At 73.1% G+C, this 23,401-nt stretch carries 18 protein-coding genes; 10 read left to right on the top strand and 8 right to left on the bottom strand.

Annotated features, from left to right (window positions below; genetic code table 11):
* Positions 1-26: 26 nt before the first annotated feature.
* From ABEB00_RS32475 to rbsD, 5 genes are all read left to right on the top strand, one after another.
* The gene (locus tag ABEB00_RS32475; protein WP_345624269.1) at positions 27-1,124 is read left to right on the top strand and encodes a LacI family DNA-binding transcriptional regulator; all 1,098 of its coding nucleotides are present in this window, start codon (positions 27-29) and stop codon (positions 1,122-1,124) included.
* Positions 1,121-2,653, top strand: a complete 1,533-nt coding sequence (locus ABEB00_RS32470; protein ID WP_345624268.1) for a sugar ABC transporter ATP-binding protein — start codon at positions 1,121-1,123, stop codon at positions 2,651-2,653. Before ABEB00_RS32475 ends, ABEB00_RS32470 begins: the two co-directional genes overlap by 4 nt.
* On the top strand, positions 2,643-4,598 hold the full coding sequence (locus tag ABEB00_RS32465) for an ABC transporter permease/substrate-binding protein (protein WP_345624267.1): 1,956 nt from the start codon (positions 2,643-2,645) through the stop codon (positions 4,596-4,598). The genes ABEB00_RS32470 and ABEB00_RS32465 overlap by 11 nt, the downstream gene beginning before the upstream one ends.
* Before the next feature lie 68 nt (positions 4,599-4,666).
* Positions 4,667-5,569 (top strand): ribokinase, encoded by a 903-nt coding sequence (locus ABEB00_RS32460; RefSeq protein ID WP_345624266.1) that lies wholly within the window; start codon positions 4,667-4,669, stop codon positions 5,567-5,569.
* Positions 5,566-5,955 (top strand): D-ribose pyranase, encoded by a 390-nt coding sequence (gene rbsD, locus ABEB00_RS32455; protein ID WP_345624265.1) that lies wholly within the window; start codon positions 5,566-5,568, stop codon positions 5,953-5,955. The genes ABEB00_RS32460 and rbsD overlap by 4 nt, the downstream gene beginning before the upstream one ends.
* A gap of 236 nt (positions 5,956-6,191) precedes the next feature.
* On the opposite strand, the gene ABEB00_RS32450 is transcribed toward rbsD, so the two are convergent.
* Genes ABEB00_RS32450 through ABEB00_RS32440 form a run of 3 tightly spaced genes read right to left on the bottom strand, consistent with a single transcriptional unit; the run spans position 6,192 to position 9,336 of the window.
* The gene (locus ABEB00_RS32450; RefSeq protein WP_345624287.1) at positions 6,192-6,989 is read right to left on the bottom strand and encodes a sugar phosphate isomerase/epimerase family protein; all 798 of its coding nucleotides are present in this window, start codon (positions 6,987-6,989) and stop codon (positions 6,192-6,194) included.
* Between the two features lie 38 nt (positions 6,990-7,027).
* Positions 7,028-8,188 carry a dihydrodipicolinate synthase family protein gene (locus ABEB00_RS32445; RefSeq protein WP_345624264.1) on the bottom strand — a complete coding sequence of 387 codons (1,161 nt, stop codon included), beginning with the start codon at positions 8,186-8,188 and terminating at the stop codon, positions 7,028-7,030.
* Positions 8,185-9,336, bottom strand: a complete 1,152-nt coding sequence (locus tag ABEB00_RS32440; protein WP_345624263.1) for a Gfo/Idh/MocA family protein — start codon at positions 9,334-9,336, stop codon at positions 8,185-8,187. The genes ABEB00_RS32445 and ABEB00_RS32440 overlap by 4 nt, the downstream gene beginning before the upstream one ends.
* Positions 9,337-9,485: 149 nt before the next feature.
* Here ABEB00_RS32440 and ABEB00_RS32435 point away from each other — a divergent pair, with 149 nt between their 5' ends.
* The gene (locus ABEB00_RS32435; RefSeq protein WP_345624262.1) at positions 9,486-10,532 is read left to right on the top strand and encodes a LacI family DNA-binding transcriptional regulator; all 1,047 of its coding nucleotides are present in this window, start codon (positions 9,486-9,488) and stop codon (positions 10,530-10,532) included.
* A 152-nt stretch (positions 10,533-10,684) separates the two neighbouring features.
* Positions 10,685-11,485: a sugar phosphate isomerase/epimerase family protein gene (locus tag ABEB00_RS32430; RefSeq protein ID WP_345624261.1), complete on the top strand. Its 801-nt coding sequence runs from the start codon at positions 10,685-10,687 to the stop codon at positions 11,483-11,485.
* A 43-nt stretch (positions 11,486-11,528) separates the two neighbouring features.
* Here ABEB00_RS32430 and ABEB00_RS32425 read toward each other — a convergent pair whose 3' ends face one another.
* Together ABEB00_RS32425 and ABEB00_RS32420 are read right to left on the bottom strand one after the other, a co-directional pair.
* Positions 11,529-12,563, bottom strand: coding sequence for a hypothetical protein (locus tag ABEB00_RS32425; protein WP_345624260.1), 1,035 nt, complete (start codon positions 12,561-12,563; stop codon positions 11,529-11,531).
* A gap of 344 nt (positions 12,564-12,907) precedes the next feature.
* Positions 12,908-13,804 carry an EamA family transporter gene (locus tag ABEB00_RS32420; RefSeq protein ID WP_345624259.1) on the bottom strand — a complete coding sequence of 299 codons (897 nt, stop codon included), beginning with the start codon at positions 13,802-13,804 and terminating at the stop codon, positions 12,908-12,910.
* A gap of 98 nt (positions 13,805-13,902) precedes the next feature.
* Between ABEB00_RS32420 and ABEB00_RS32415 the strand changes: the two genes are divergently transcribed.
* On the top strand, positions 13,903-14,820 hold the full coding sequence (locus tag ABEB00_RS32415; RefSeq protein WP_345624258.1) for a LysR family transcriptional regulator: 918 nt from the start codon (positions 13,903-13,905) through the stop codon (positions 14,818-14,820).
* A 108-nt stretch (positions 14,821-14,928) separates the two neighbouring features.
* Complete coding sequence (locus ABEB00_RS32410; RefSeq protein ID WP_345624257.1) at positions 14,929-16,782, top strand: glycoside hydrolase family 3 protein; 1,854 nt, start codon at positions 14,929-14,931, stop codon at positions 16,780-16,782.
* A gap of 248 nt (positions 16,783-17,030) precedes the next feature.
* Here ABEB00_RS32410 and ABEB00_RS32405 read toward each other — a convergent pair whose 3' ends face one another.
* The 3 genes from ABEB00_RS32405 to ABEB00_RS32395 form a co-directional block, all read right to left on the bottom strand.
* A complete protein-coding gene (locus tag ABEB00_RS32405; RefSeq protein ID WP_345624256.1) occupies positions 17,031-18,464 on the bottom strand; it encodes a S28 family serine protease in 1,434 nt (477 codons plus the stop codon).
* Positions 18,465-18,597: 133 nt separating this feature from the next.
* Positions 18,598-18,939, bottom strand: coding sequence for a hypothetical protein (locus ABEB00_RS32400; RefSeq protein WP_345624286.1), 342 nt, complete (start codon positions 18,937-18,939; stop codon positions 18,598-18,600).
* 203 nt (positions 18,940-19,142) lie between these two features.
* Positions 19,143-22,874, bottom strand: a complete 3,732-nt coding sequence (locus tag ABEB00_RS32395; RefSeq protein WP_345624255.1) for an ABC transporter ATP-binding protein — start codon at positions 22,872-22,874, stop codon at positions 19,143-19,145.
* Positions 22,875-22,980: 106 nt separating this feature from the next.
* Between ABEB00_RS32395 and ABEB00_RS32390 the strand changes: the two genes are divergently transcribed.
* Positions 22,981-23,397: a hypothetical protein gene (locus ABEB00_RS32390; protein WP_345624254.1), complete on the top strand. Its 417-nt coding sequence runs from the start codon at positions 22,981-22,983 to the stop codon at positions 23,395-23,397.
* Positions 23,398-23,401: the final 4 nt, after the last annotated feature.

The following is a 23,401-nucleotide window of genomic DNA, read 5'->3' as shown; positions in this document are numbered from 1 at the left end:
ATCGATTCCACGAGGAGGTGGAGGCGATGGCTGGCATCAAGGATGTCGCCGCCGAGGCGGGCGTCTCCGTCGCCACGGTGTCGCGGGTCCTCAACGGCCACCCGTCCGTCAGCGCGGACGCCCGCACCCGGGTGCTGGCCGCCGTGCAGGCGCTGGGCTACCGGCCCAACGCCGTCGCCCGGTCGCTGCGCACCGACCAGACCCGCACCCTCGGCCTGGTCATCAGCGACGTGATGAACCCGTACTTCACCGAGCTGGCCCGCTCCGTCGAGGAGGAGGCCCGCGCGCTCGGCTACAGCGTCATCATCGGCAACGCCGACGAGCGGCCCGATCTCCAGGACCACCACGTCACGACGTTGCTGGACCGCCGTATAGACGGGCTGCTGGTCTCCCCCACCGACGGCGGCTCGCCCCGGATGCTGGAGGCCGCGCGGGCCGGGACGCCGATGGTGTTCGTGGACCGGTGGATCCCGGGGGTCGACGTCCCCGTCGTCCGGTCGGACGGCGCCGCGGCCGTACGGGACCTGGTGGCACACCTGCACGGGCTCGGGCACCGGCGGCTCGCGATCATCGCGGGGCCGGCCGCCACCACGACCGGGCGGGAACGCGTGGACGCCTTCCGCGAGGCGCTGACCGGACACGGTCTCGCACTCCCCGACGCCTACATCGGCCAGGGCGACTTCCAGGCCGCCAGCGGGCGCCGGGTCACCGAGGGCTTCCTGGACCTGCCCGAACCGCCCGAGGTCGTCTTCGCCGCCGACAACCTGATGGCGCTCGGCGCGCTGGACGCCGTACGGGCGCGCGGGCTGCGGATTCCCGAGGACATCGCGCTCGCGGCGTTCGACGACATCCCCTGGTTCACGCACACCGATCCGCCGGTCACCGCGATCGCCCAGCCCACCGGTGATCTCGGGCGGGCCGCGGTCCGCGCGCTGGTCGACCGGATCGGGGGGCGGCCCGGCGAGTCCGTGACGCTCCCCGCCCGGCTCGTGGTGCGCCGCTCGTGCGGCGAACCCCCGGCGGCCGCGGCACCCCGGCCCCCCGTGAACCAGTCCCCCAAGGACCAGTCCCCCGTGAACCAGTCCCCCAAGGACCAGTCCCCCGTACAAAGGAGTACGTCGTGAGCGACGACCCGGACGAGTTGCTGCGCATCGAGGGCATCCGCAAGACCTTTCCCGGCGTGGTCGCGCTCGACAGTGTCGACTTCGACCTGCGCCGCGGTGAGGTGCATGTGCTGCTCGGTGAGAACGGCGCCGGCAAGAGCACCCTCATCAAGATGCTCTCCGGCGCCTACACCCCCGACGCCGGACGGATTCTGGCCGGTGGCGAGGAGGTGCGCATCCATGGTGCGCAGGACTCCGAGCGGCTCGGGATCGCCACCATCTACCAGGAGTTCAACCTGGTTCCCGAGCTGACGGTCGCCGAGAACATCTTCCTGGGGCGCCAGCCGCGCCGCCTGGGGATGATCGACCGGAAGCAGATGGAGGCCGACGCCGCCGTCCTGCTGAAGCGGGTGGGTGTCAGCGTGTCGCCCCGCACCCGCGTGCGGGAACTGGGCATCGCCCGGCTCCAGATGGTGGAGATCGCCAAGGCGCTCAGCCTGGACGCGCGCGTGCTCATCATGGACGAGCCGACCGCCGTGCTCACCTCCGAGGAGGTGGCGAAGCTCTTCGCCATCGTGCGCAGGCTGCGCGAGGACGGCGTGGGGATCGTCTTCATCACCCACCACCTGGAGGAGATCGCCGCGCTCGGTGACCGGGTCACGGTGATCCGGGACGGGCGGAGCGTCGGGCAGGTGCCCGCCTCCACGCCCGAGGACGAGCTGGTACGGCTCATGGTGGGACGGTCGATCGAACAGCAGTACCCGCGCGAGCGGCCCGAGACCGGTCGGGCCGCGCAGGCCCTGCTGAAGGTCGACGGGCTGACGCGTGACGGTGTGTTCCACGACGTGAGTTTCGAGGTGCGGGCCGGAGAGGTCGTCGGCATCGCGGGGCTCGTGGGGGCCGGGCGGACCGAGGTGGTACGGGCCGTGTTCGGCGCCGACCCCTACGACGCGGGGTCCGTGGAGGTCGGCGGCGCCAGGCTGCGCGGCGGCGACGTGAACGCCGCGATGGCGGCCGGGATCGGGCTGGTGCCCGAGGACCGCAAGGGCCAGGGGCTCGTGCTCGACGCCTCCGTCGAGGAGAACCTCGGGCTGGTCACGCTGCGGTCGACCGCCCGCGCGGGCCTGGTCGACCTCAAGGGGCAGCACGAGTCGGCGGCCCGGATCGCCGGGCAGCTCGGCGTGCGGATGGCCGGTCTCGGCCAGCATGTGCGCACGCTCTCCGGCGGCAACCAGCAGAAGGTCGTCATCGGCAAGTGGCTGCTCGCCCACACCAAGGTGCTCATCCTCGACGAGCCGACGCGCGGTATCGACGTCGGCGCGAAGGTCGAGATCTACCAGCTCGTCAACGAGCTGACCGCGCAGGGCGCCGCCGTCCTGATGATCTCCAGCGATCTGCCCGAGGTGCTCGGCATGAGCGACCGGGTGCTGGTGATGGCCCAGGGCCGGATCGCGGGCGAACTCCCCGCCGACCAGGCCACCCAGGACGCCGTGATGGCACTCGCCGTCAGTACCCCCACCACCGGAACGGAGGCCCCCCGTGGCCACTGACTCGCTCAAGAGCAAGCCGGGCGCGCAGGGCGCCTCGGGCGGCCTGCGCCGCCTGCTCCTCGACAACGGCGCGCTGACCGCGCTGATCGTCCTCGTCATCGCCATGTCGGCGCTGTCCGGCGACTTCCTGACCGCCGACAACCTGCTCAACGTCGGCGTCCAGGCGGCCGTGACCGCCATCCTCGCCTTCGGTGTCACCTTCGTCATCGTCTCGGCCGGCATCGACCTGTCGGTCGGCTCGGTCGCCGCGCTGTCGGCCACCGTGCTGGCCTGGACCGCCGCCGAGGGCGGGGTGCCGGTCCCGATAGCGGTACTCCTCGCCGTCGCCACGGGCATCGCCTGCGGACTGGTGAACGGTTTCCTCATCTCGTACGGGAAGCTGCCGCCGTTCATCGCGACGCTGGCGATGCTCTCGGTCGGCCGCGGTCTGTCCCTGGTGATCTCGCAGGGTTCGCCGATCCCCTTCCCGGGCTCGGTCTCGCACCTCGGTGACACGCTCGGCGGCTGGCTGCCGGTGCCCGTCCTGGTGATGATCGCGATGGGCCTGATCACCGCGTTCGTCCTCGGGCGGACCTACATCGGCCGCTCCATGTACGCCATCGGCGGCAACGAGGAGGCCGCGCGCCTGTCCGGCCTGCGGGTCAAGCGGCAGAAGCTCGCCATCTACGCCTTCTCCGGCCTCTTCGCCGCCGCGGCGGGCATCGTCCTCGCCTCCCGGCTCTCCTCCGCACAGCCGCAGGCCGCGCAGGGTTACGAGCTGGACGCGATCGCCGCGGTCGTCATCGGCGGCGCCTCGCTGGCGGGCGGCACCGGCAAGGCGTCGGGCACGCTGATCGGCGCGCTGATCCTCGCGGTGCTGCGCAACGGCCTCAACCTGCTCTCCGTCTCGGCGTTCTGGCAGCAGGTCGTCATCGGTGTCGTCATCGCGCTGGCGGTGCTCCTGGACACGGTCCGCCGCAAGGCGGGCGCCGGTGCCCCGGCGGCGGGCGCGGGGTCGCCGGGCGGCAAGGGCAAGCAGGCGCTGACGTATCTGATCGCGGCGGTCGTCGCGGTGGCCGTGGTCGGCGCGACCTCGCTGCTGCACGGCGGATCGGACTCGGCCGCCAAGCAGAAGATCGGGCTGTCGCTGTCGACGCTGAACAACCCGTTCTTCGTGCAGATCAGGGCGGGCGCGCAGGAGCAGGCGGCGAAGTCGGGTGTGGACCTGACCGTCACCGACGCGCAGAACGACGCCTCGCAGCAGGCCAACCAGTTGCAGAACTTCACCAGCGAGGGCCTGTCCTCGATCATCGTCAACCCGGTGGACTCCGACGCGGCCGGCCCCTCGGTGCGCTCGGCCAACAAGTCCGACATCCCCGTCGTCGCCGTGGACCGCGGCGTCAACAAGGCGGAGACCTCCGCCCTGGTCGCCTCCGACAACGTCGAGGGCGGTCAGCTCGGCGCCAAGGCGCTCGCCGAGAAGCTGGGCGGCAAGGGCACGATCGTGATCCTCCAGGGCCAGGCGGGCACCTCCGCCAGCCGGGAGCGGGGCGCCGGCTTCGCCGAGGGACTGAAGGACTACCCGGGCATCAAGGTGGTCGCCAAGCAGCCCGCGGACTTCGACCGCACCAAGGGCCTGGACGTGATGACCAACCTGTACCAGGCGCACCCCGACATCAAGGGGGTCTTCGCGGAGAACGACGAGATGGCGCTCGGCGCGATCAAGGCGCTGGGCTCCAAGGCCGGGAAGTCCGTCCAGGTCGTCGGCTTCGACGGCACGCCGGACGGGCTGAAGGCGGTCCAGGACGGCACGCTGTTCGCGTCGGTGGCGCAGCAGCCGAAGGAACTGGGCAGGATCGCGGTGCGCAACGCGCTGCGGGCGGCCGAGGGCAAGAAGACGGAGACGACGGTGAAGGTGCCGGTGAAGGTGGTCACGGAGGCGAACGTGGCCGGCTTCGACGGCTGAGCGGCACCAGTGACCCGGTAACACCATTGACTGCGGCGGTACGAGCGCTTCGAGCGGGGAGACAATCTATGTACGACTACGACCTTCTGGTCGTGGGGTCGGCCAACGCCGATCTGGTGATCGGTGTGGAGCGGCGGCCCGGCGCCGGGGAGACGGTGCTCGGCTCCGACCTGGCCGTCCACCCGGGCGGCAAGGGCGCCAACCAGGCCGTGGCCGCCGCCCGGCTCGGCGCCCGCACCGCCCTGCTGGCCCGGGTCGGCGACGACGACCACGGCCGGCTGCTGCTGGACTCGCAGCGGGCCGCCGGCGTCGACACCGCGGGGGTGCTGGCGGGCGGGGCGCCGACCGGGGTCGCGCTGATCACCGTGGACCCGTCCGGCGACAACAGCATCGTCGTCTCGCCGGGCGCCAACGGCCGGCTCACCCCGGCCGACGTCCGCGCCGCCACCGGCCTCGTCCACGCCTCCGAGGTGGTCTCGGCCCAGTTGGAGATCCCGCTGGAGACGGTGGTGGAGGTGGTGCGGACCCTGGCACCGGGCAGCCGGTTCGTCCTCAACCCCTCGCCGCCGCGCGAACTGCCGCGCGAGGTGCTGGACGCCTGCGACCCGCTGATCGTCAACGAGCACGAGGCGAAGGTGATCCTGGGGACGTCCGAGGCGGGCGAGGGGCCCGAGGACTGGGCGCGGCGCCTGCTGGCCGAGGGGCCGCGTTCGGTGGTGGTGACGCTGGGCGCCGAGGGCGCGCTGGTCGCCTCGGCGCAGGGCGTCGCGCGGGTGCCGTCCGTGCGGGTGGACGCGGTGGACACCACCGGCGCGGGCGACGCGTTCACGGCGGCGCTGGCCTGGCGGCTCGGTACGGGGGCGACGCTGGCCGAGGCGGCGGCGTACGCGGCCCGGGTCGGGGCGGCGGCGGTCACGAAGGCGGGGGCGCAGGAGTCGTACCCCACCGCGCGGGAGGTCGAGGCGCTGTGAAGAGGACCGGGATACTCAACCGGCACCTGGCTGGTGAACTGGCGCGCCTCGGGCACGGCGACGGGGTGCTGGTGTGCGACGCCGGCATGCCGATCCCGGACGGTCCGCGCGTGGTGGACCTGGCGTTCCGTGCCGGGGTGCCGTCGTTCGCGGAGGTGCTGGACGGGCTGCTGGCGGAGCTGGTGGTGGAGGGCGCCACGGCGGCGCGCGAGGTGCGGGAGGCCAACGCGCAGGCGTGGGCGCTGCTCGACGGGCGACTGCCCGCCCTGGAACTGGTCACCCACGAGCGGCTCAAGGAGCTGTCGGCGGGAGCGCGGCTGGTGGTGCGCACCGGGGAGGCCCGGCCGTACGCCAATGTGCTGCTGCGCTGCGGCGTCTTCTTCTGACCCACGCCCGGCAAACACGTCGGCCGACACTTCGGCCAACGCGTCGGCCAACACTTCGGGGGCCCGGTTCACCGACCGGGCCCCCTCGCGTTTCCCCTCCATCGGAGCCCCGCGATCCCCCCAGATCTCCCCCCTGCGGGGGTTCCGATGCCCAGTACGACCCGCAAGGCGGCGAGAGGGTTGCACGACTTCCGCGAAATCTTTTCCGCGTCGCCGCGGAGCCCTTCGGGGCGTCGCTACAGGGCGTGCGCCACGAACCGTCGAGCCGTCTCGGCCAGTACCTCCCGCCCGTCGCGGGCCCACAGGGTCTCGTTGAAGAGTTCGACCTCGATGGGGCCGGTGTAGCCGGCCGCCTCGACGTGGCGCTTCCACTCGCGCAGGTCGATCGCGCCGTCGCCGAGCTGACCGCGGCCGTTGAGGACGCCCTCGGGCAGCGGGGTCGTCCAGTCGGCGAGCTGGAAGGAGTGGATACGGCCGCCCGCGCCGGCCCGCGCGATCTCCGCGGGCGCCCGGTCGTCCCACCAGAGGTGGTACGTGTCGACCGTGACGCCGACCTGGTGGGCGGGGAAGCGTTCGGCGAGGTCGAGGGCCTGGGTGAGGGTGGAGACCACGCAGCGGTCGGCGGCGTACATGGGGTGCAGCGCCTCGATGGCCAGGCGGACGCCGTGCGCCTCGGCGTAGGGGGCGAGTTCGGTGAGGGCGTCGGCGATGCGTTCGCGGGCGCCGGGCAGGTCCTTGTCGCCCGCGGCCAGGCCGCCGGAGACCAGGACGAGGGTGTCGGTGCCGAGGGTGGCGGCCTCGTCGACGGCGCGGCGGTTGTCGGCCAGGGCCGCCGCCCGCGCCGCCGGGGCGGTCGCGGTGAGGAAGCCGCCCCGGCAGAGCGTGGTGACGGTCAGCCCGGCGTCGCGGACCAGCTTCGCCGTCGCCTCGACGCCGTAGGACTGGACCGGCCGGCGCCACAGGCCGACGTGGCCGACACCCAGCTCACGGCAGGCGGCGGTGAGTTCGGGCAGCGAGAGCTGCTTGACCGTCATCTGGTTGATGCTGAAACGGCTCAGGTCGGGGGGTTGGCTCACTGGTCCACTCCGTACAGGGACAGCAGGGTCCTCATCCGCTCCTCGGCCCGAGCGGGGTCCGGGAACAGGCCGAGGGTATCGGCGAGTTGGTAGGCGCGGGCGAGGTGGGGCAGGGAACGGGCCGACTGGAGGCCGCCGACCATCGTGAAGTGGCTCTGGTGACCGGCCAGCCAGGCGAGGAGGACCACCCCTGTCTTGTAGAAGCGGGTGGGGGCCTGGAAGAGGTGGCGGGAGAGTGCGACGGTGGGGTCGAGGAGGGCCCGGAAGCCCTGGGTGTCCCCGGTGTCCAGGACCCGGACCGCCTCGGCGGCCAGCGGGCCGAGCGGGTCGAAGATGCCGAGCAGGGCGTGGCTGAAGCCCTGCGCGTCGCCCGCGATCAGCTCGGGGTAGTGGAAGTCGTCGCCGGTGTAGCAGCGCACGCCCTTGGGCAGGCGGCGCCGCAGGTCGACCTCCCGGCCGGCGTCCAGCAGGGAGATCTTGACGCCGTCCACCTTGTCCGGGTGGGCGGCGATGACCTCCAGGAAGGTGTCGGTCGCCCGGTCCAGGTCGGCCGAGCCCCAGTAGCCCTCCAGCGCGGGGTCGAACATCGGGCCGAGCCAGTGCAGGACCACCGGTTCGGCGGCCTGGCGGAGCAGGTGGCCGTAGACCTCCAGGTACTCCTCGGGGCTGTGCGCGCTCGCGGCCAGGGCGCGGGAGGCCATCAGGATCGCCTGGGCGCCCGCTTCCTCGACCACGGCGAGCTGCTCCTCGTAGGCCGCCCGGACCTCGGCGGGCGTACCGGCGGTGAGCTGGTCGGTGCCGACGCCGCAGGCGATCCGGCCGCCGACGGCCCTGGCCTCGGCGGCCGAGCGGCGGATCAGCTCGGCCGCGCCCGCCCAGTCCAGGCCCATGCCCCGCTGGGCGGTGTCCATCGCCTCCGCGACGCCCAGGCCGTGCGCCCACAGGTGGCGGCGGAAGGCGAGGGTGGCGTCCCAGTCGACGGCCGCCGGACCGTCGGGCGTGGTGTCGGCGTACGGATCGGCGACGACGTGCGCGGCGGAGAAGACCGTACGGGAGGTGAAAGCGCTTCCTGCGCTGCTCGCGGTGGCGGCGAGGGGCTCGGCGCGGGGCTCGTACGCGTGCAGGGTGCCGTCCGGGGCCGGCAGGCGGAGGGTCACAGCGTGATCTCCGGTACGTCCAGGCGGCGGCCCTCGGCCGAGGACCTCAGGCCGAGTTCGGCAAGCTGGACGCCGCGGGCGCCGGCCAGCAGGTCCCAGTGGTAGGGGGCGTCGGCGTAGACGTGGCGCAGGAACAGCTCCCACTGGGCCTTGAAACCGTTGTCGAACTCCCCGTTGTCCGGGACCTCCTGCCACTGGTCGCGGAAGACCTCGGTGGCCGGGATGTCCGGGTTCCAGACCGGCTTGGGGGTGGCCGAGCGGTGCTGGACACGGCAGTTGCGCAGGCCCGCGACGGCGGAGCCCTCGGTGCCGTCGACCTGGAACTCGACCAGTTCGTCGCGGTTGACGCGGACCGCCCAGGAGGAGTTGATCTGGGCGACCACGCCGCCGTCCAGTTCGAAGACGCCGTAGGCGGCGTCGTCGGCGGTGGCGGGGTAGGGCTTGCCGTTCTCGTCCCAGCGCTGCGGGACGTGGGTGGCGGTGAGCGCCTGCACGGTCCTCACCCGGCCGAACAGCTCGTGCAGCGCGTACTCCCAGTGCGGGAACATGTCGACGACGATGCCGCCGCCGTCCTCGGCCCGGTAGTTCCAGGAGGGGCGCTGGGCGTCCTGCCAGTCGCCCTCGAAGACCCAGTAGCCGAACTCGCCGCGCACGGAGAGGATCCGGCCGAAGAAGCCGCCGTCGATGAGGCGCTTGAGCTTGAGCAGGCCCGGGAGGAAGAGCTTGTCCTGGACGACGCCGTGCCGGATGCCCTTCTCCCGGGCGAGGCGGGCGAGTTCCAGGGCGCCGTCGAGGCCGGTGGCGGTGGGCTTCTCGGTGTAGAGGTGCTTGCCGGCGGCGATCGCCTTCCTGATCGCCTCCTCGCGGGCGGAGGTGACCTGGGCGTCGAAGTAGATGTCCACGCTCTCGTCGGCGAGGACCGCGTCCAGGTCGGTGCAGACGTGCTCCAGGCCGTGCCGGTCCGCCAGTGCCCGCAGCGCGTGCTCGCGGCGGCCGACGAGGATCGGCTCCGGCCAGAGCACGGTGCCGTCGCCGAGGTCGAGTCCGCCCTGTTCCCGCAGGGCCAGGATGGAACGGACCAGGTGCTGGCGGTAGCCCATGCGTCCGGTCACGCCGTTCATGGCGATACGCACCGTCTTGCGTGTCACGTCATTCCCCTCATACGCGTCGTACCCGGTCTGCGCGCCGCCTCCGCCGGGACGGGCGTGATAGCAAGCGCTTTCTATCGGGTACGAAGCTAGCCTGTGCACGGTGGTCTGGACAAGACCGCGTTCGCGGTGAGGCGGAGGACGAGGACATGACGGTGACCCTGGCGGACGTGGCGGCCCGCGCCCAGGTCTCGCCCGCGACGGTGTCGCGCGTGCTGAACGGGAACTATCCCGTGGCCGCGGCCACCCGCGAGCGGGTGCTCAAGGCGGTCGACGAGCTGGAGTACGTGCTCAACGGCCCGGCGAGCGCGCTCGCCGCCGCCACCTCCGACCTGGTCGGCATCCTGGTGAACGACATCGCCGACCCCTTCTTCGGGATCATGGCGAGCGCGATCCAGTCCGAGATCGGCGGTCCGGGCGGCCGGGCGGGCGGCGAGCGGCTCGCCGTGGTCTGCAACACGGGCGGCTCCCCGGAGCGTGAACTGACCTACCTCACGCTGCTGCAGCGCCAGCGGGCGGCGGCGGTGGTGCTGACCGGCGGCGCGCTGGAGGACGCCCCGCACCGGGCGGCCGTCTCGGCGAAGCTGCGGAAACTGGCGGAGGCGGGCACGCGGGTGGTGCTGTGCGGGCGGCCGCCGGCACCGGGGACCGGGGCGATCGCGCTGACCTTCGACAACCGGGGCGGGGGGCGGGAGCTGACCGAGCACCTGATCGGACTCGGGCACCGGCGGCTCGGGTACATCGCGGGGCCGCAGGAGCGGACCACCACCCGGCACCGGCTGGAGGGACACCGCGCCGCGCTCGCCGCGCACGGGGTCGAGGAGGACCCGCGGTGGACGGTGTACGGCCGGTACGACCGCCGGTCGGGTTACGAGGCCACGCTGGAGCTGCTGCGCCGCGATCCGGCGCTGACGGCGGTGGTCGCCGCGAACGACTCCGTCGCGCTGGGGGCGTGCGCGGCGCTGCGGGAGTCGGGGCTGCGGATTCCGGACGACGTGTCCGTGGCGGGCTTCGACGACCTGCCGTTCAGCATCGACGTGGTACCGGCGCTGACCACGGTGCGGTTGCCGTTGGCGGAGGCGGGGGCCCGGGCGGGGCGGATCGCCCGGGGGCGGGAGGATGCACCGCCCGGGGGGATCGCGACGGTGCGGGGGGAACTGATGGTGCGGGGGTCCTCCGGACAGCCCCGGGAGTGACGGTGCCGGGTCCTCCGGACAGCCCCGGGAGCGACGGTGAGGGTCTTTCTTCCGGCGGGCCGGGGCCGTGTGGGCGTACCCGGGGCCGCTGCCCAGGACCCCGTGGGGCACCGGCGGAGTAAGCGCTGCCCCGGCGGGTACTGTCGATGGTCATGAAGCTGGCGTTCTCCACCCTCGGTGTCCCCGGAATGCCCGTGACCGACGTGCTGCGGCTGGCGACCGAGCACGGCTGGCACGGGGTCGAACTCCGCGCCCACCCCGAGGAACCGGTCCATCCGGGTCTGTCCCCCGCCGAACGCGCCGCGGTCGCCGCCGAGTTCAAGGCGGCCGGTGTCGAGGTGCTGAGCGTCGCGGGATACGCGCGCATCGCCGCGCCCGGCGACGACGGGCCCGTCCTCGACGAGATCCGCGCCCTCCTCGGGCTCGCCCGCGACCTGGGCGCCCCCTACATCCGGGTCTTCCCCGGCGGCGACGCGGACCAGAGCCCCGAGGAGGCCGACGAGACGGCCGCCCGGCGCCTGGGCACGGCCGCCGAGGACGCCACCGAGGCCGGGGTGCGCATCCTGCTGGAGACCCACGACTCGCACCGCACCGGCGCCGACGCGATGCGCGTCCTCGGCCTGGTCGGACACCTCCAGGCCGGCGCCCTGTGGGACGTGATGCACACCTGGCTGGGCGGCGAGCAGCCGGCGGAGTCCTTCGCCGCCCTCTCCCCGCACCTCGGGTACGTCCAGGTGAAGGACATCGCCTCCGCCGAGGACACCACCCCGCTGGCGCTCGGCGCGGGCGTGCTGCCGCTCACCGAGTGCGTGGACCTGCTCGCCCGGCACCACTGGGACGGCTGGCTGTGCTGGGAGTACGAGAAGCGGTGGTACGAGAACGCCGCCCCGCTGCCCGGTCTGCTGGCGGCGGGCCGCCGCCACCTGGACCGACTGGTCGGCGAGGCGGCCTGACCGCTCGCGTCCGGCCCTCGTCGGGCCCCGCACCATCCCCGGGTCAGGCCCGCCGGGGCTGCGGTACGGGGCCGTGCTGGTGGCGGCCCGGGTTGCGCAGCGGCCGGTTCTCGCTGATCACATAGGTCACGGGGGCCGGTTCCGGCACCGTGCGCGCGGGACCGGGCCGCCGTGGCTCCGCTCCCTCCCGGCGTGGCGCGCCGGCGGCCGGGGTCTCCTCGGCCGCCGCCGGCTCGGACTCCTCCTCGGCGCCGGCCGGCCGCGCGGGCTCGGGGCGCACCCGGTGGCGCGGTGTCGCCCGCCGGGGCGGACGGGTCAGCGTGATCTGCCGTACGAGCTGCTGGAAGCAGGCCAGACCGGCGAGGCCGGGCAGGGCCGCCGCGGCGATGTCGATGACCGACCCGGACACCTGTGCCACGCACAGGAAGACCGCGATGAGCGAGAAGACCAGGACGACGCTCCAGGAGTGGACCGCGCGGCGCTGGTGCAGCGCCGCCCGCAGCACGGAGAGCGACGCCACCAGCCACGGCCCGTACACCAGCAGGGGCCAGTAGGCCACGACGTCCGAGGGCAGCCGGGTCAGGGCGACGAGGCGCAAGGGGTCGTAGGTGACGATGCCGCTCAGGAGGCTGACCGCGAAGGCGATGACGGTCGTGAGGGCGGCGGTGAGGTAACTGACGGCGTCGAGTCCGCGCGGCAGTCGCCGCTCGCGTGGCTCACGCGGCGTGCGTGGCTCGCGCGGCGCGCGCGTCTTGCGATGGCCGGGGGCGGCGTCCCGCGTCGGCGGCGCTCCGGCGGCCTCCTCCGGGAGGTCGTCCGAGGGGCCGCCCGGCACGGGTGCCTCGGCCGGGACGTCGGCGGCGGGCGGCGCGGGAGCGCCGGTCCCCTGCCACTGCACGGCGTCCTGGAGCATGAAGGCCAGCTCCTCGGCCGGGTCCCAGGGGAGGTCCGGCACGAGGGGTGGCGGTTCCGCCTCCACGGGAGCGCGGTGCCGGCCGCGGCCCGCCCCGTCCCAGCCGTAGCCGCCGGGCGGATAGTAGGCGGGGTTTTCCGGACTGTAGGCGAATTCTTCGTACACGGTACCGGCCGATCATTCCGGCCGAGCCGGTACGGGGTATTCCCACACCGTGGCCCAGCGTCGGGAAAGATCTTTCTGCAGTCCGCCCATCACGTCGAGGAAATCACGGAGAATCGGCTCCGCCTCCCCGTGTGCGACGGGGAATCCGCCCGTCGACACCACATCCACCCTGGTCTTGCGACCCTGTCCGGCCCCCCATGGAAGGCACTTCCCCGCAGTTACCTCGCTCATATCGAGTTAACGGCCCCTCACTCCACCGGATGCGCGGCACTCGGGTGAACGATTAGCCGGACAAATATCTTATCCGTGGGCCGAATAGGGGGGCCGAGATCACCATGGAGGGATCAGCATGGGGCGGCGACCGCCTGGGCCGGTGTTCCCGCGTCGCGTCTCGGGGTGATCGACGTCAGGGCGACGCCGCCCACCAGCAGCGCCGCCGCGCACCACTGCGGCGGGGAGACCGGCTCGCCGAGGAAGAGGGCCGCCGAGGACATGCCGAAGACGGGGACCAGGAGGGAGAAGGGGGCGACCGAGGAGGCGGGGTGGCGGCGCAGCAGCCAGCCCCAGGCGCCGAAGCCGAAGACGGTCGCGATCCAGGCCACGAACAGCACCGTGCCGGCGCCCTGGAGGTCCAGCGCGCGCAGGGCGGCCAGGTCCCGGGACGGGCCTTCGGTGAGCAGGGACAGGCCGAGCAGCGGCAGGACCGGGACCGTGCTCACCCACACCATGAAGTTCAGCGCGTCCGGCGGCGACGCCTTGCGGGTCAGTACGTTCGACACGCCCCAGCAGGCCGCCGCCGCGATCACCATCGCGAAGGCGCCGAGCGGACCCGAGGTGCCCTCGTCGACCGCCGCGACACCGATGCCGGCCAGGGCCACCAGCATGCCCGCCACCCGCACGCGCGTGGGCCGCTCACGCAGGACGACGGCGGCGATCACGGCGGTGAAGACCGCCTGTATCTGGAGCACCAGGGAGGTCAGGCCCGCCGGCATGCCCGCGTCCATGCCGAGGAAGACCAGGCCGAACTTGGCCACGCCGAGGGCCAGCCCCACCGACACGATCCACTTCCAGGCCACCTTCGGGCGCCCGACGAAGAAGACGGCGGGAAGCGCGGCCGCGAGGAAGCGCAGGGCGGAGAAGAGCAGCGGCGGGAAGTGGTCGAGGCCGATCTCGATGACGGTGAAGTTGACGCCCCAGACGGCGGCGACGGCGACGGCGAGGCAGAGATGTGACGGACCCATGCGTCGAGGATCACCTTCCCCCACCGTGAAGCACCAGCGATGATTGCTGCACGGTTGAATGAAGCAACGCTTCATCGGATGCGATCACGGGAGCGGCCATGCTCGACCTCCAGCGGCTGCGCGCCCTGCACGCGGTCTCGGTGCACGGCACGGTCGGCGCCGCCGCCACCGCCCTGGGCTACACGCCCTCCGCCGTCTCCCAGCAGATCGCCAAGCTGGAGCGGGAGACCAGGACCGTGCTGCTTGAGCGGGAGGGGCGGGGGGTGCGGCTCACCGACGAGGCGCGGCAGCTCGCCGGCACCGCGCGGGAGCTGCTGGCGATCGTGGAGCGCGCGGAGACGGAGCTGGAGGAGCGGCGGGGCCGGCCGGCCGGGCGGCTGACCATCGCCGCGTTCGCGTCGGCGGCGCGCGGCCTGCTCCCCGCGGTCCTGGCCGAACTGGCCCGGGAGCACCCGGCCCTCGACACCCGCCTCACCGAGGTCGACCCGCACCTCTCCGTCGACCTGGTCGCCAAGGGCGCCGTCGACCTGGTGGTGGCGCACGACTGGGACATAGCGCCGCTGCCCGCGCCGGCCGGGGTGGAGCAGGCGGTCATCGGCGACGACCTGTGCGATCTGCTCGTACCCGAGGGCCACCCCTTCGCGGGCCGGGCGGCCGTACGGCGGGCGGAGCTGGGCGGGGAGCGGTGGATCTGCCAGCCGCCGGGCCGGGTCTGCCACGACTGGCTGATGCGGACGCTGCGCGGTGCCGGGCACGAGCCGGACATCGTGCACCAGGCCGACGAGAACCCGACCCTGGTGGCGCTGGTCGCCGCCGGGCTCGGCGTCGCGCTCATCCCCCGCCTGGGCCGCGGCCCGCTGCCCCCGGGGGTGGTGGAGGTGCCGCTCGACCCCATGCCGGTACGGCGGCTGTACGCGCTGTGGCGGACGGGCGCGGCCCGGCGTCCGGCGATCGCCGAGACCGTACGGAGCCTGCGCGCCCACTGGCCCGGGGTGTCGGCCCGCGCGCCCCGCTGACCCGCCGCGCCGGGCGGCCCGCCGCTCCTGTGCGCTCCCTTGACTGGCAGAAACTTCCCGGATATTGGTGACTGTTCGGAAGTTTCCTTCAGTCCGGAAGGAGCGCACGTGCCCGACAGCAGCACGCGAAGCACGCCAAGCGCCGCTCAGCCCTCCAGACGTACTCTCCTGGCCGCCGGCGCCGGGGTCACGGCGGGCGTCACCGCGGCTCTCGCGGCCGACGGCACCGCCGCCGCGCGGCCCGCCCCCGCCGACGGCTCACTCCGCGCCCTCGTCTCCCGCATGACCCTTGAGGAGAAGGTCGGCCAGCTCTTCGTGATGCGGGTCTACGGCCACTCCGCGACCGCCCCCGACCAGGCGGACATCGACGCCAACCTGACCGAGATCGGCGTCCGCACCGCCGCCGAGCTGGTGGAGAAGTACCGGGTCGGCGGCGTCATCTACTTCACCTGGGCGCACAACACCCGCGACCCGCACCAGATCGCGGAGCTGTCCGACGGCATCCAGCGGGCCTCCCTCGGCCTGCCCCGCGGGCTGCCGGTACTGATCTCCACCGACCAGGAGCACGGCATCGTGGCCCGGGTGGGCGCGCCGGCCACGCTCCTCCCGGGGGCGATGGCGGTCGGCGCGGGCGGGTCGCGGTCGGACGCCCGTGCGCTCGGGCGGATCGCGGGCGAGGAGTTGCGGGCGCTGGGCATCCGCCAGGACTACGCGCCGGTCGCCGACGTCAACGTGAACCCGGCCAACCCGGTGATCGGCGTCCGTTCCTTCGGTTCCGAACCGGCGGCGGTGGCCGCCCTGGTGGCCGCCGAGGTGACGGGGTACCAGCGGGCGGGGGTCGCCGCGTGCGCCAAGCACTTCCCCGGGCACGGGGACACGGCGGTCGACAGCCACACCGGCATCCCCCTCATCACCCACGACCGGGCCCAGTGGGAGGAGCTGGACGCGCCGCCGTTCCGGGCCGCGATCGAGGCCGGCATCGACTCGATCATGACCGGGCATCTGGTGGTGCCCGCGCTGGACGACTCCGGCGATCCGGCGACCCTCTCCCGCCCGATCCTCACCGGCCTGCTCCGCGAGGAACTCGGGTACGACGGGGTGGTGGTCACCGACTCGCTCGCGATGGAGGGCGTACGGATCAAGTACGGCGACGCGCGGGTGCCGGTGCTGGCGCTGAAGGCGGGTGTCGACCAGCTCCTGAACCCGCCCGACCTCGACCTGGCCTGGAACGCGGTGCTGACGGCCGTACGCGAGGGCGAACTCACCGAGGACCGGCTGGACGAATCGATCCTGCGGGTGCTGCGGCTGAAGGCGCGGCTCGGCCTGTTCCGGGAGCCGTACACCTCCTCGCGGGAGGTGGACCGTACGGTCGGCGTCCGCGCGCACCTGGCCGCCGCCGACCGGATCGCCGAGCGGACCACGACCCTGCTGGTCAACGAGGGGCGGCTGCTGCCGCTGTCCCGGCGCCGTACCCCGAAGGTGCTGGTGGTCGGGGCCGATCCCGCCTCGCCGTCGGGTACCACCGGCCCACCGACCGGGGTGCTCGCGGGCGCCCTCGGCGAGCTGGGCTTCACCGCCACCGCCCGGTCCACCGGCACCTCCCCGTCGGCGGCCGTGATCGCGGGGGCGGTGGCGGCGGCCGGGGCGGCGGACGCGGTGGTGGTCGCCACCTACAACGTCACCGCCGGCAGCGGGCAGCGCACCCTGGTGCGGGAGTTGCTGGCCACGGGCAGGCCGGTGGCGGTGGTCGCGCTGCGCAACCCCTACGACGTGGCCCACCTCCCCGGGGCCCCCGCCGTGCTGGCCGCCTACTCCTGGACGGACGTGGAGGTGCGGGCGGCGGCCCGGGTGCTCGCCGGGCGGGTGCGGCCGCGCGGCCGGCTGCCGGTGCCGGTGGTGCGGGCGGACGATCCGTCGGCGGTGCTGTTCCCCGTGGGGCACGGGCTGTCGTACCGGACGTAGCGCGGGTACGACCCGCGCCGCACGGTCCTCCCCCAGCCCGCGCAACGGCCCCCGCGCGCCTGGCGTGCGCCCGGTGTCGTGCGCGGGCGAGCGGGCACCGCGGTACCGGATCACGGAGGCGGTGACCGGCCGGTCCCGCCGCCCCGCCGGGACGGGACTGTACGTCCGTCCCGGCGGGGAGCCACCGGTCGGCCACGCCCGGCCGCGGTGAGCACGAGGCCCGCGGGCGGCCGGACGCCACCGGGGTGTCACGGACGCAGCGCCGGCTCGCGCTCGACGTCCCGCCGGTCCAGCTTGGCGTCGTACGCCGCCAGCGGCTCGGCGGTGGCCCGGCCGGCCTGGACGGCGGCCGGGGCGACGCCCGCCCAGTCGAGGATGCGGGCCGTGGCGAGCGCCTTCTCCTCGGGAACCAGTCCGGCGACGTTGGCGCCGTGGTTCATGCCGGGCGCGGTGAACACGTAACTGTCCCGCGTCGTCCTGCCGACCCGGAAGGGCTCGGCGCCCCACGGGTCGTTCCCGCCGTAGACGAAGAGCATCTGCCGGGCGTTGCGCTTCACCCAGGAGTCCACGTCGTCCATCACGAACGGCTGGAACCGCATCGGGATGTCCCGGGGCACGAAGTTGCGCGGCGGCTGGTAGCCGTAGCGGATGTACTTCTTCTCGATGTGCGGGAAGTGGATCGTCGGCGCGCCGAGCTGCGTGCCCGCCTGGTAGTAGTACGGCGTGTACGGGGCGAGCCCCTGGTCGGTGTAGAAGGAGAAACCGGAGATCGTCTCGACGCTGTTCCAGATCTCGTCGTCGGTGGCGTTGGGCGCGTCCGCCGGGATCGCGGCGCAGTCCGCCACGGTGCTGTACTGCCAGAAGCCCCAGACGTAGTCCAGGACGACCGCCTCGTAGGCCCGGTCCAGGCTGCCGATGGTGTCGAAGGTGTAGCCGTTCCCGGCGGCGTACGCCCGGTACTTCTCCTCCAGCGGCGCCCGGCGCACCAGCGCCTCGCGCTGCACGCCGTTCAGCCGGTCGCGGCACTCCTTCGTCCCGACCGTCTCGAAGAACCGGTCGTACGCCGAGTCCTCCTTGTTGACGACGTCGTTGGGTGCGACGTAGGCGACGACACCGTCCATGTCGCGCGGGTAGAAGCGCTCGTAGTAGGTGGCGGTCATGCCGCCCTTGGAGCCGCCGGTGGAGACCCAGTTCTCCCGGTAGATCTTCTTCAGGGCCTGAAAGATGCGGTGCTGGTCGCTCGCGGCCTGCCAGATGTCCAGCTTCGACCAGTCGGCCGGCTCGGGCCGGGACGGGGTGAAGTAGCGGTACTCCATGGAGACCTGGTTGCCGTCCACGATCTGGGTCGGCTCGCGGCGGCTGGGCGTGGTGGAGACGCTGTAGCCGCCGGTGTAGAAGACCGTCGGGCGGTCGGTGTCCTTGTGCAGCACGGTGACGCGCTGCTGGAAGGTGCCCTTGGACGGGCGTCGGTGGTCGACCGGCTGGGTGTAGTTCAGGACGAAGAAGCGGTAGCCGGGGTACGGCTTCTCCTCGATCAGGCTCATCCCCGGCACGGAGAGCAGTCTCTCCTTGATGTCGGTGGAGCCGGTGGCCTCCGGTGACGCGGCGGTGGCCGCGCCTGCCGTACTGACGGTGCCTATGAGCACCGCCAGCGCCAGCAGCCATCTGAGCGCCTTGCGCATGCACCCTCCCCTGGGTAACTGACGTCCGCCGGAAGCTATCCGAGCAACTCGGCGGCGCACCAGGGGCACCGGGAAACTTCCTTGCCGAAACCTGTGCGCCGGGCGTGCGCGGGCGGTGCGTCGGCACAGGGTGTCAGCAGAGAATCCAACCGGAGCTGACCGAGCCCTTGGACACCCTGCCCTTCACCCAGACGCAGCGCTGACCGGCGTAGACGGTCACCGGGCCGGCCCGTTGGCTGTACTTCCCCTCGTCCACGACCGGCCGCCCGCCGCGCGCCCGCACGCTGACCATCATCGTCCGCTTGGTGCCGGTCTTCTTCGGGACGGTGACCGCGCAGACGTAACTCCCGCGCTTGTAGACGAGGACGGACCCCGTGGCGAACGGCAGGGTGCGCACCTTGCGGCCCGGACAGTACGCGGCGGCCTCGGCCTGCTGCGGCACCGCGACGGTGAGCAGCCCGGCGGCGGTCAGCAGCGCCGTGCCGAGCGCGAGCCGCCGGCGTGTCCGGCCTGTCCGGCCTGTCCGGCCTGTCCCTGGGGCAGTGCCCACAGTCGTCGTCTCCTCCGTACGGCGATCCTTGCGGCGATCAGTGCGGCGATCAGTGCGGCGATCATTGTCGTACGGATGTACGGACGCGCGCTCCGCCGCGGTGGTTGCGCGGGCCCCGGCCCCCCCCGTCAGCGCCCGGCGCCGACCGGCTCCTCCGGTTCGGCGGCGCCGACGAAGGTCCGCCACAGCCGCGCGTAGCGGCCGTCGCGGGCGAGCAGTTCCTCGTGGGTGCCGTCCTCGGCGACCAGGCCGCGGTCCATCACCACGACCCGGTCGGCGCGGGCGGCGGTGGTCAGCCGGTGGGCGACGACCAGGGTGGTGCGCCGCCCGGAGAGACGTTCGGCGGCCTGGTTGACCTGTGCCTCGGTGGCCAGGTCGAGCGCGGCGGTCGCCTCGTCGAGGAGCAGTACGTCGGGGTCGACCAGTTCGGCGCGGGCCAGCGCGATGAGCTGGCGCTGCCCGGCGGAGAGGTTGCGTCCGCGCTCGGCGACCTCGTGGAGGTAGCCGCCGTCGAGGGTGGCGATCATCTCGTGGGCGCCGACCGCGCGGGCCGCCGCCTCCACCTCGGCGTCACTCGCCTCGGGCCGGCCGTAGGCGATGGCGTCCCGGACGGTGCCGGTGAACAGGTACGCCTCCTGCGGGACGACGCCGAGGCGGTGCCGGTAGGCGGCGAGGTCGAGGGACTTGAGGTCGGCGCCGTCGACGGTGACCCGGCCGCCGGTCGGGTCGTAGAACCGCGCGACCAGTTTGACCAGCGTCGACTTGCCCGCGCCGGTCTCGCCGACGAAGGCGACGGTCTGCCCGGCGGGGATGCGCAGGGTCACCCCGCCGAGGGCCTCCTCCTCGCCGCCGTACGCGAAGTGCACGTCCTCGAAGGCGATCTCGCCGCGCAGGGCGGGCACGTCGAGGGGGGTGTCGGCGGCCTCGGTGGAGGTGGGCTCGCGCAGCAGTTCCTGGATGCGGCCGAGCGAGACGGCGGCCTGCTGGTAGCCGTCGAAGACCTGGGAGAGCTGCTGCACGGGGGCGAAGAACAGGTCGATGTAGAGCAGGTACGCCACCAGGGCGCCGGTGGTCAGCGTCGCGTCGTCGATCCGCCCGCCGCCCACGATCAGTACGGCGGCGGCCGCCGCGGCGGCCAGGAACTGCACGAAGGGGAAGTACAGCGAGATCAGCCACTGGCCGCGGACGCGGGCCCGGCGGTAGTCGTCGCTGCGCTTCGCGAAGCGGCGGTTGCCGTCGTTCTCGCGGCGGAACGCCTGCACGATCCGCAGCCCCGACACCGACTCCTGAAGGTCGGCGTTGACCGCGGAGACCCGTTCCCGGGCCAGTTCGTACGCCTTCACGCTCGCCCGGCGGAAGAAGAACGTGGCGACGATCAGCGGCGGCAGGGTGCAAAAGACCACCAGGGCGAGCTGCACGTCGAGCACGAGCAGGGTGCCCATGATGCCGAAGAAGGTGACGACCGAGACGAACGCGGTGACCAGGCCGGTCTGCAGGAACGTCGACAGCGCGTCGACGTCCGTCGTCATCCGGGTCATGATCCGGCCGGTCAGTTCGCGTTCGTAGTAGTCCAGGCCGAGCCGCTGGAGCTGGGCGAAGATCTTCAGCCGCAGCGCGTACAGCACCCGCTCGCCGGTGCGGCCGGTCATGCGGATCTCACCGGACTGCGCCGCCCACTGCACGACCACCGTGACCAGGGCGAGCAGCGAGGCCGCCCAGACCGCGCCGAGGGCGAGACGGTTGACGCCCTCGTCGATGCCGTGCCGGATCAGCACGGGCAGCAGCAGGCCCATTCCGGCGTCCGCGGCGACCAGCGCGAGGCTGATCAGGAGCGGTGTGCGGAAGCCGCGCAGCAGGCGGCGCAGCCCGTAGGACTCCTCGGGCCGCACGGCCTCCCGTTCGTCGATGTCCGGGGTGCCGGTGGCCGGCGGCAGGGCGTCGACCTGGGCCAGCAGCTCCGGGGTGGCCGGGCTGCCCGCCAGGGCCGCGTCGCGCGGGGCGCGCTCGCCGGTCCACAGCCTGGGGGTGATGCCGCGCTCGGCGTCGAACTCGGCGTCCAGCTCGTCGCGTACGGAGGTGTCCTCGACCGGCGCGGCGGGCGGGGTGTGGCCGGGCGAGACGCCGCCCAGTTCGTCGGGGTCGGTGAGCAGGCGCCGGTAGAGGGCGGAGCGTTCCTGGAGTTCCTCGTGGGTGCCGAGGTCGGCGAGGCGGCCGGCGTCGAGGACGGCGATGCGGTCGGCGAGGTTCAGGGTGGAGCGGCGGTGGGCGATCAGCAGGGTGGTGCGGCCCCGCATGACCTGCCGGAGCGCCTCGTGGATCTCGTGCTCCACGCGGGCGTCGACGGCGGAGGTGGCGTCGTCCAGGACCAGCAGCCGGGGGTCGGCGAGGATCGCGCGGGCGAGCGCGACGCGCTGGCGCTGGCCGCCGGAGAGGGTGAGGCCGTGTTCGCCGACGGTGGTGGCGTACCCGTCGGGCAGCTCGCTGATGAAGCCGTGGGCCTGGGCGGCGCGGGCGGCGGCCTCGATCTCCTCGTCGGCGGCGTCGGGGCGGCCGTAGGCGATGTTGGCGCGGACGGTGTCGGAGAAGAGGAAGGAGTCCTCGGGGACCAGGCCGATCGCCGCGCGCAGCGAGTCCAGGGTCAGCTCGCGCACGTCGTGGCCGCCGATGAGGACGGCGCCGCGTGTGACGTCGTAGAAGCGCGGCAGCAGGAGGGAGACGGTGGACTTGCCGGAGCCGGAGGAGCCCACCACGGCGAGGGTCTCGCCGGCCCGGATCTCGAAGGAGAGGCCGTCCAGGACGTTACGTCCCTTGCCCGGGTCGGTGTCGTAGGCGAAGGAGACGTCGTCGAACTCGACGGTGGCGGGGGCGTCGGCGGGCAGCGCCTTGGTGCCCTCGCTCATCGTGGGCTCGGTGTCGATCAGCTCCAGGACGCGTTCGGTGCCGGCCCGGGCCTGCTGGCCGACGGTGAGAACCACGGCGAGCATCCGGACCGGGCCGACGAGCTGGGCGAGGTAGGTGGAGAAGGCGACGAAGGTGCCGAGCGTGATGTGGCCGCCCACCGCGAGCCAGCCGCCGACGGCGAGCATGGCGACCTGCCCGAGGGCGGGCACGGCCTGCAGGGCGGGGGTGTAGACGGAGTTCAGCCGGATGGTGCGCAGCCGCCCGGCGAACAGCTTCCGCCCGACCTCCCTGAGCTTCCCGGTCTCCTGCTCCTCCTGCCCGAACCCCTTCACCACCCGTACGCCGCCGACCGCCCCGTCGACCACGCCCGCGACGGCGGCGGCCTGGGCCTGCGCGTACCAGGTCGCGGGGTGCAGACGGGTGCGGCTGCGGCGGGCGATGAACCACAGCGCGGGCGCGACGGCGAGGGCGACCAGGGTGAGCGGGAGCGACAGCCACGCCATGATGCCCAGGGAGATCAGGAAGAGCAGGACGTTCCCGATGGTCATCGGCAGCATGAAGAGCAGGGACTGGATGAGCTGGAGGTCGCTGGTGGCCCGGCCGACCACCTGCCCGGTGGACAGCTCGTCCTGGCGCCGCCCGTCGAGTCGCTGGATCGTCGCGTACATCTCGGTGCGCAGGTCGTACTGGACGTCGAGGGCGAGCCGGCCGCCGTAGTAGCGCCGGACGTAGGCGAGGACGTAGACGACGACGGCCGCGCCGATCAGCACGCCCGCCCAGACCCCCATGGACCTGCTGTGGTCGCCGATCACGTCGTCGATGACCACCTTGGTGACCAGCGGGACCAGCGCCATGACGGCCATGCCGCCCAGGGAGGAACCGAGAGCCAGGACCACGTCCCGACGGTGCCGCCAGGCGTACCCCGCCAGTCGTCGTGCCCATCCCTGTCGCTCTGCCACCAGGTGCCCTCCGGTCGTACCGTCCTACCGGAAGGCACCAACGCGGGCGGGGCGGGATTTCATCCCGCCGCAACAATTCTCCGGCCGGTCCTGCGAGGATTCCCCCATGGTGCTTCAGGTGGGGGGCAAAGCGCTCAGGAAGAGAAGAGACGAGCTGAAGGCCTCGGCGGAGGCGGTGGAAGCGCGGGGCAAGGACACGGCCACCGTGGGGCTACTGCTCTTCTACGCCGCCGAATGCGGCCTGAAGGAGCGGCTTCTGTTCCGCAGAGGCCTTCGTGACTCGGGGGGACTGGAACCTACGCACGACCTGCGCAAGCTGGCCAAGGAACTCAACCTTCCCCGTGCTCTGGACGACGTGCTCAAACAACTCGGACGTTGTCGGCTGCACGGACCTGGGGGCGCGTCGGTCGCCCTGGCAGACCTGCATCAGGCGTGGCGCTATGGTGCGAAGCTCGACGGGGCCGGGGAGAAGGAAGCGAAAGCGGCCCTCCAGGCTTTGATCAAGTGGTGCGAGCGGGACTGAGGGC

Source organism: Streptomyces ziwulingensis, assembly GCF_039542605.1.
Classification (GTDB): domain Bacteria; phylum Actinomycetota; class Actinomycetes; order Streptomycetales; family Streptomycetaceae; genus Streptomyces; species Streptomyces ziwulingensis.
This window is presented reverse-complemented; position numbering and strand designations above follow the sequence as displayed.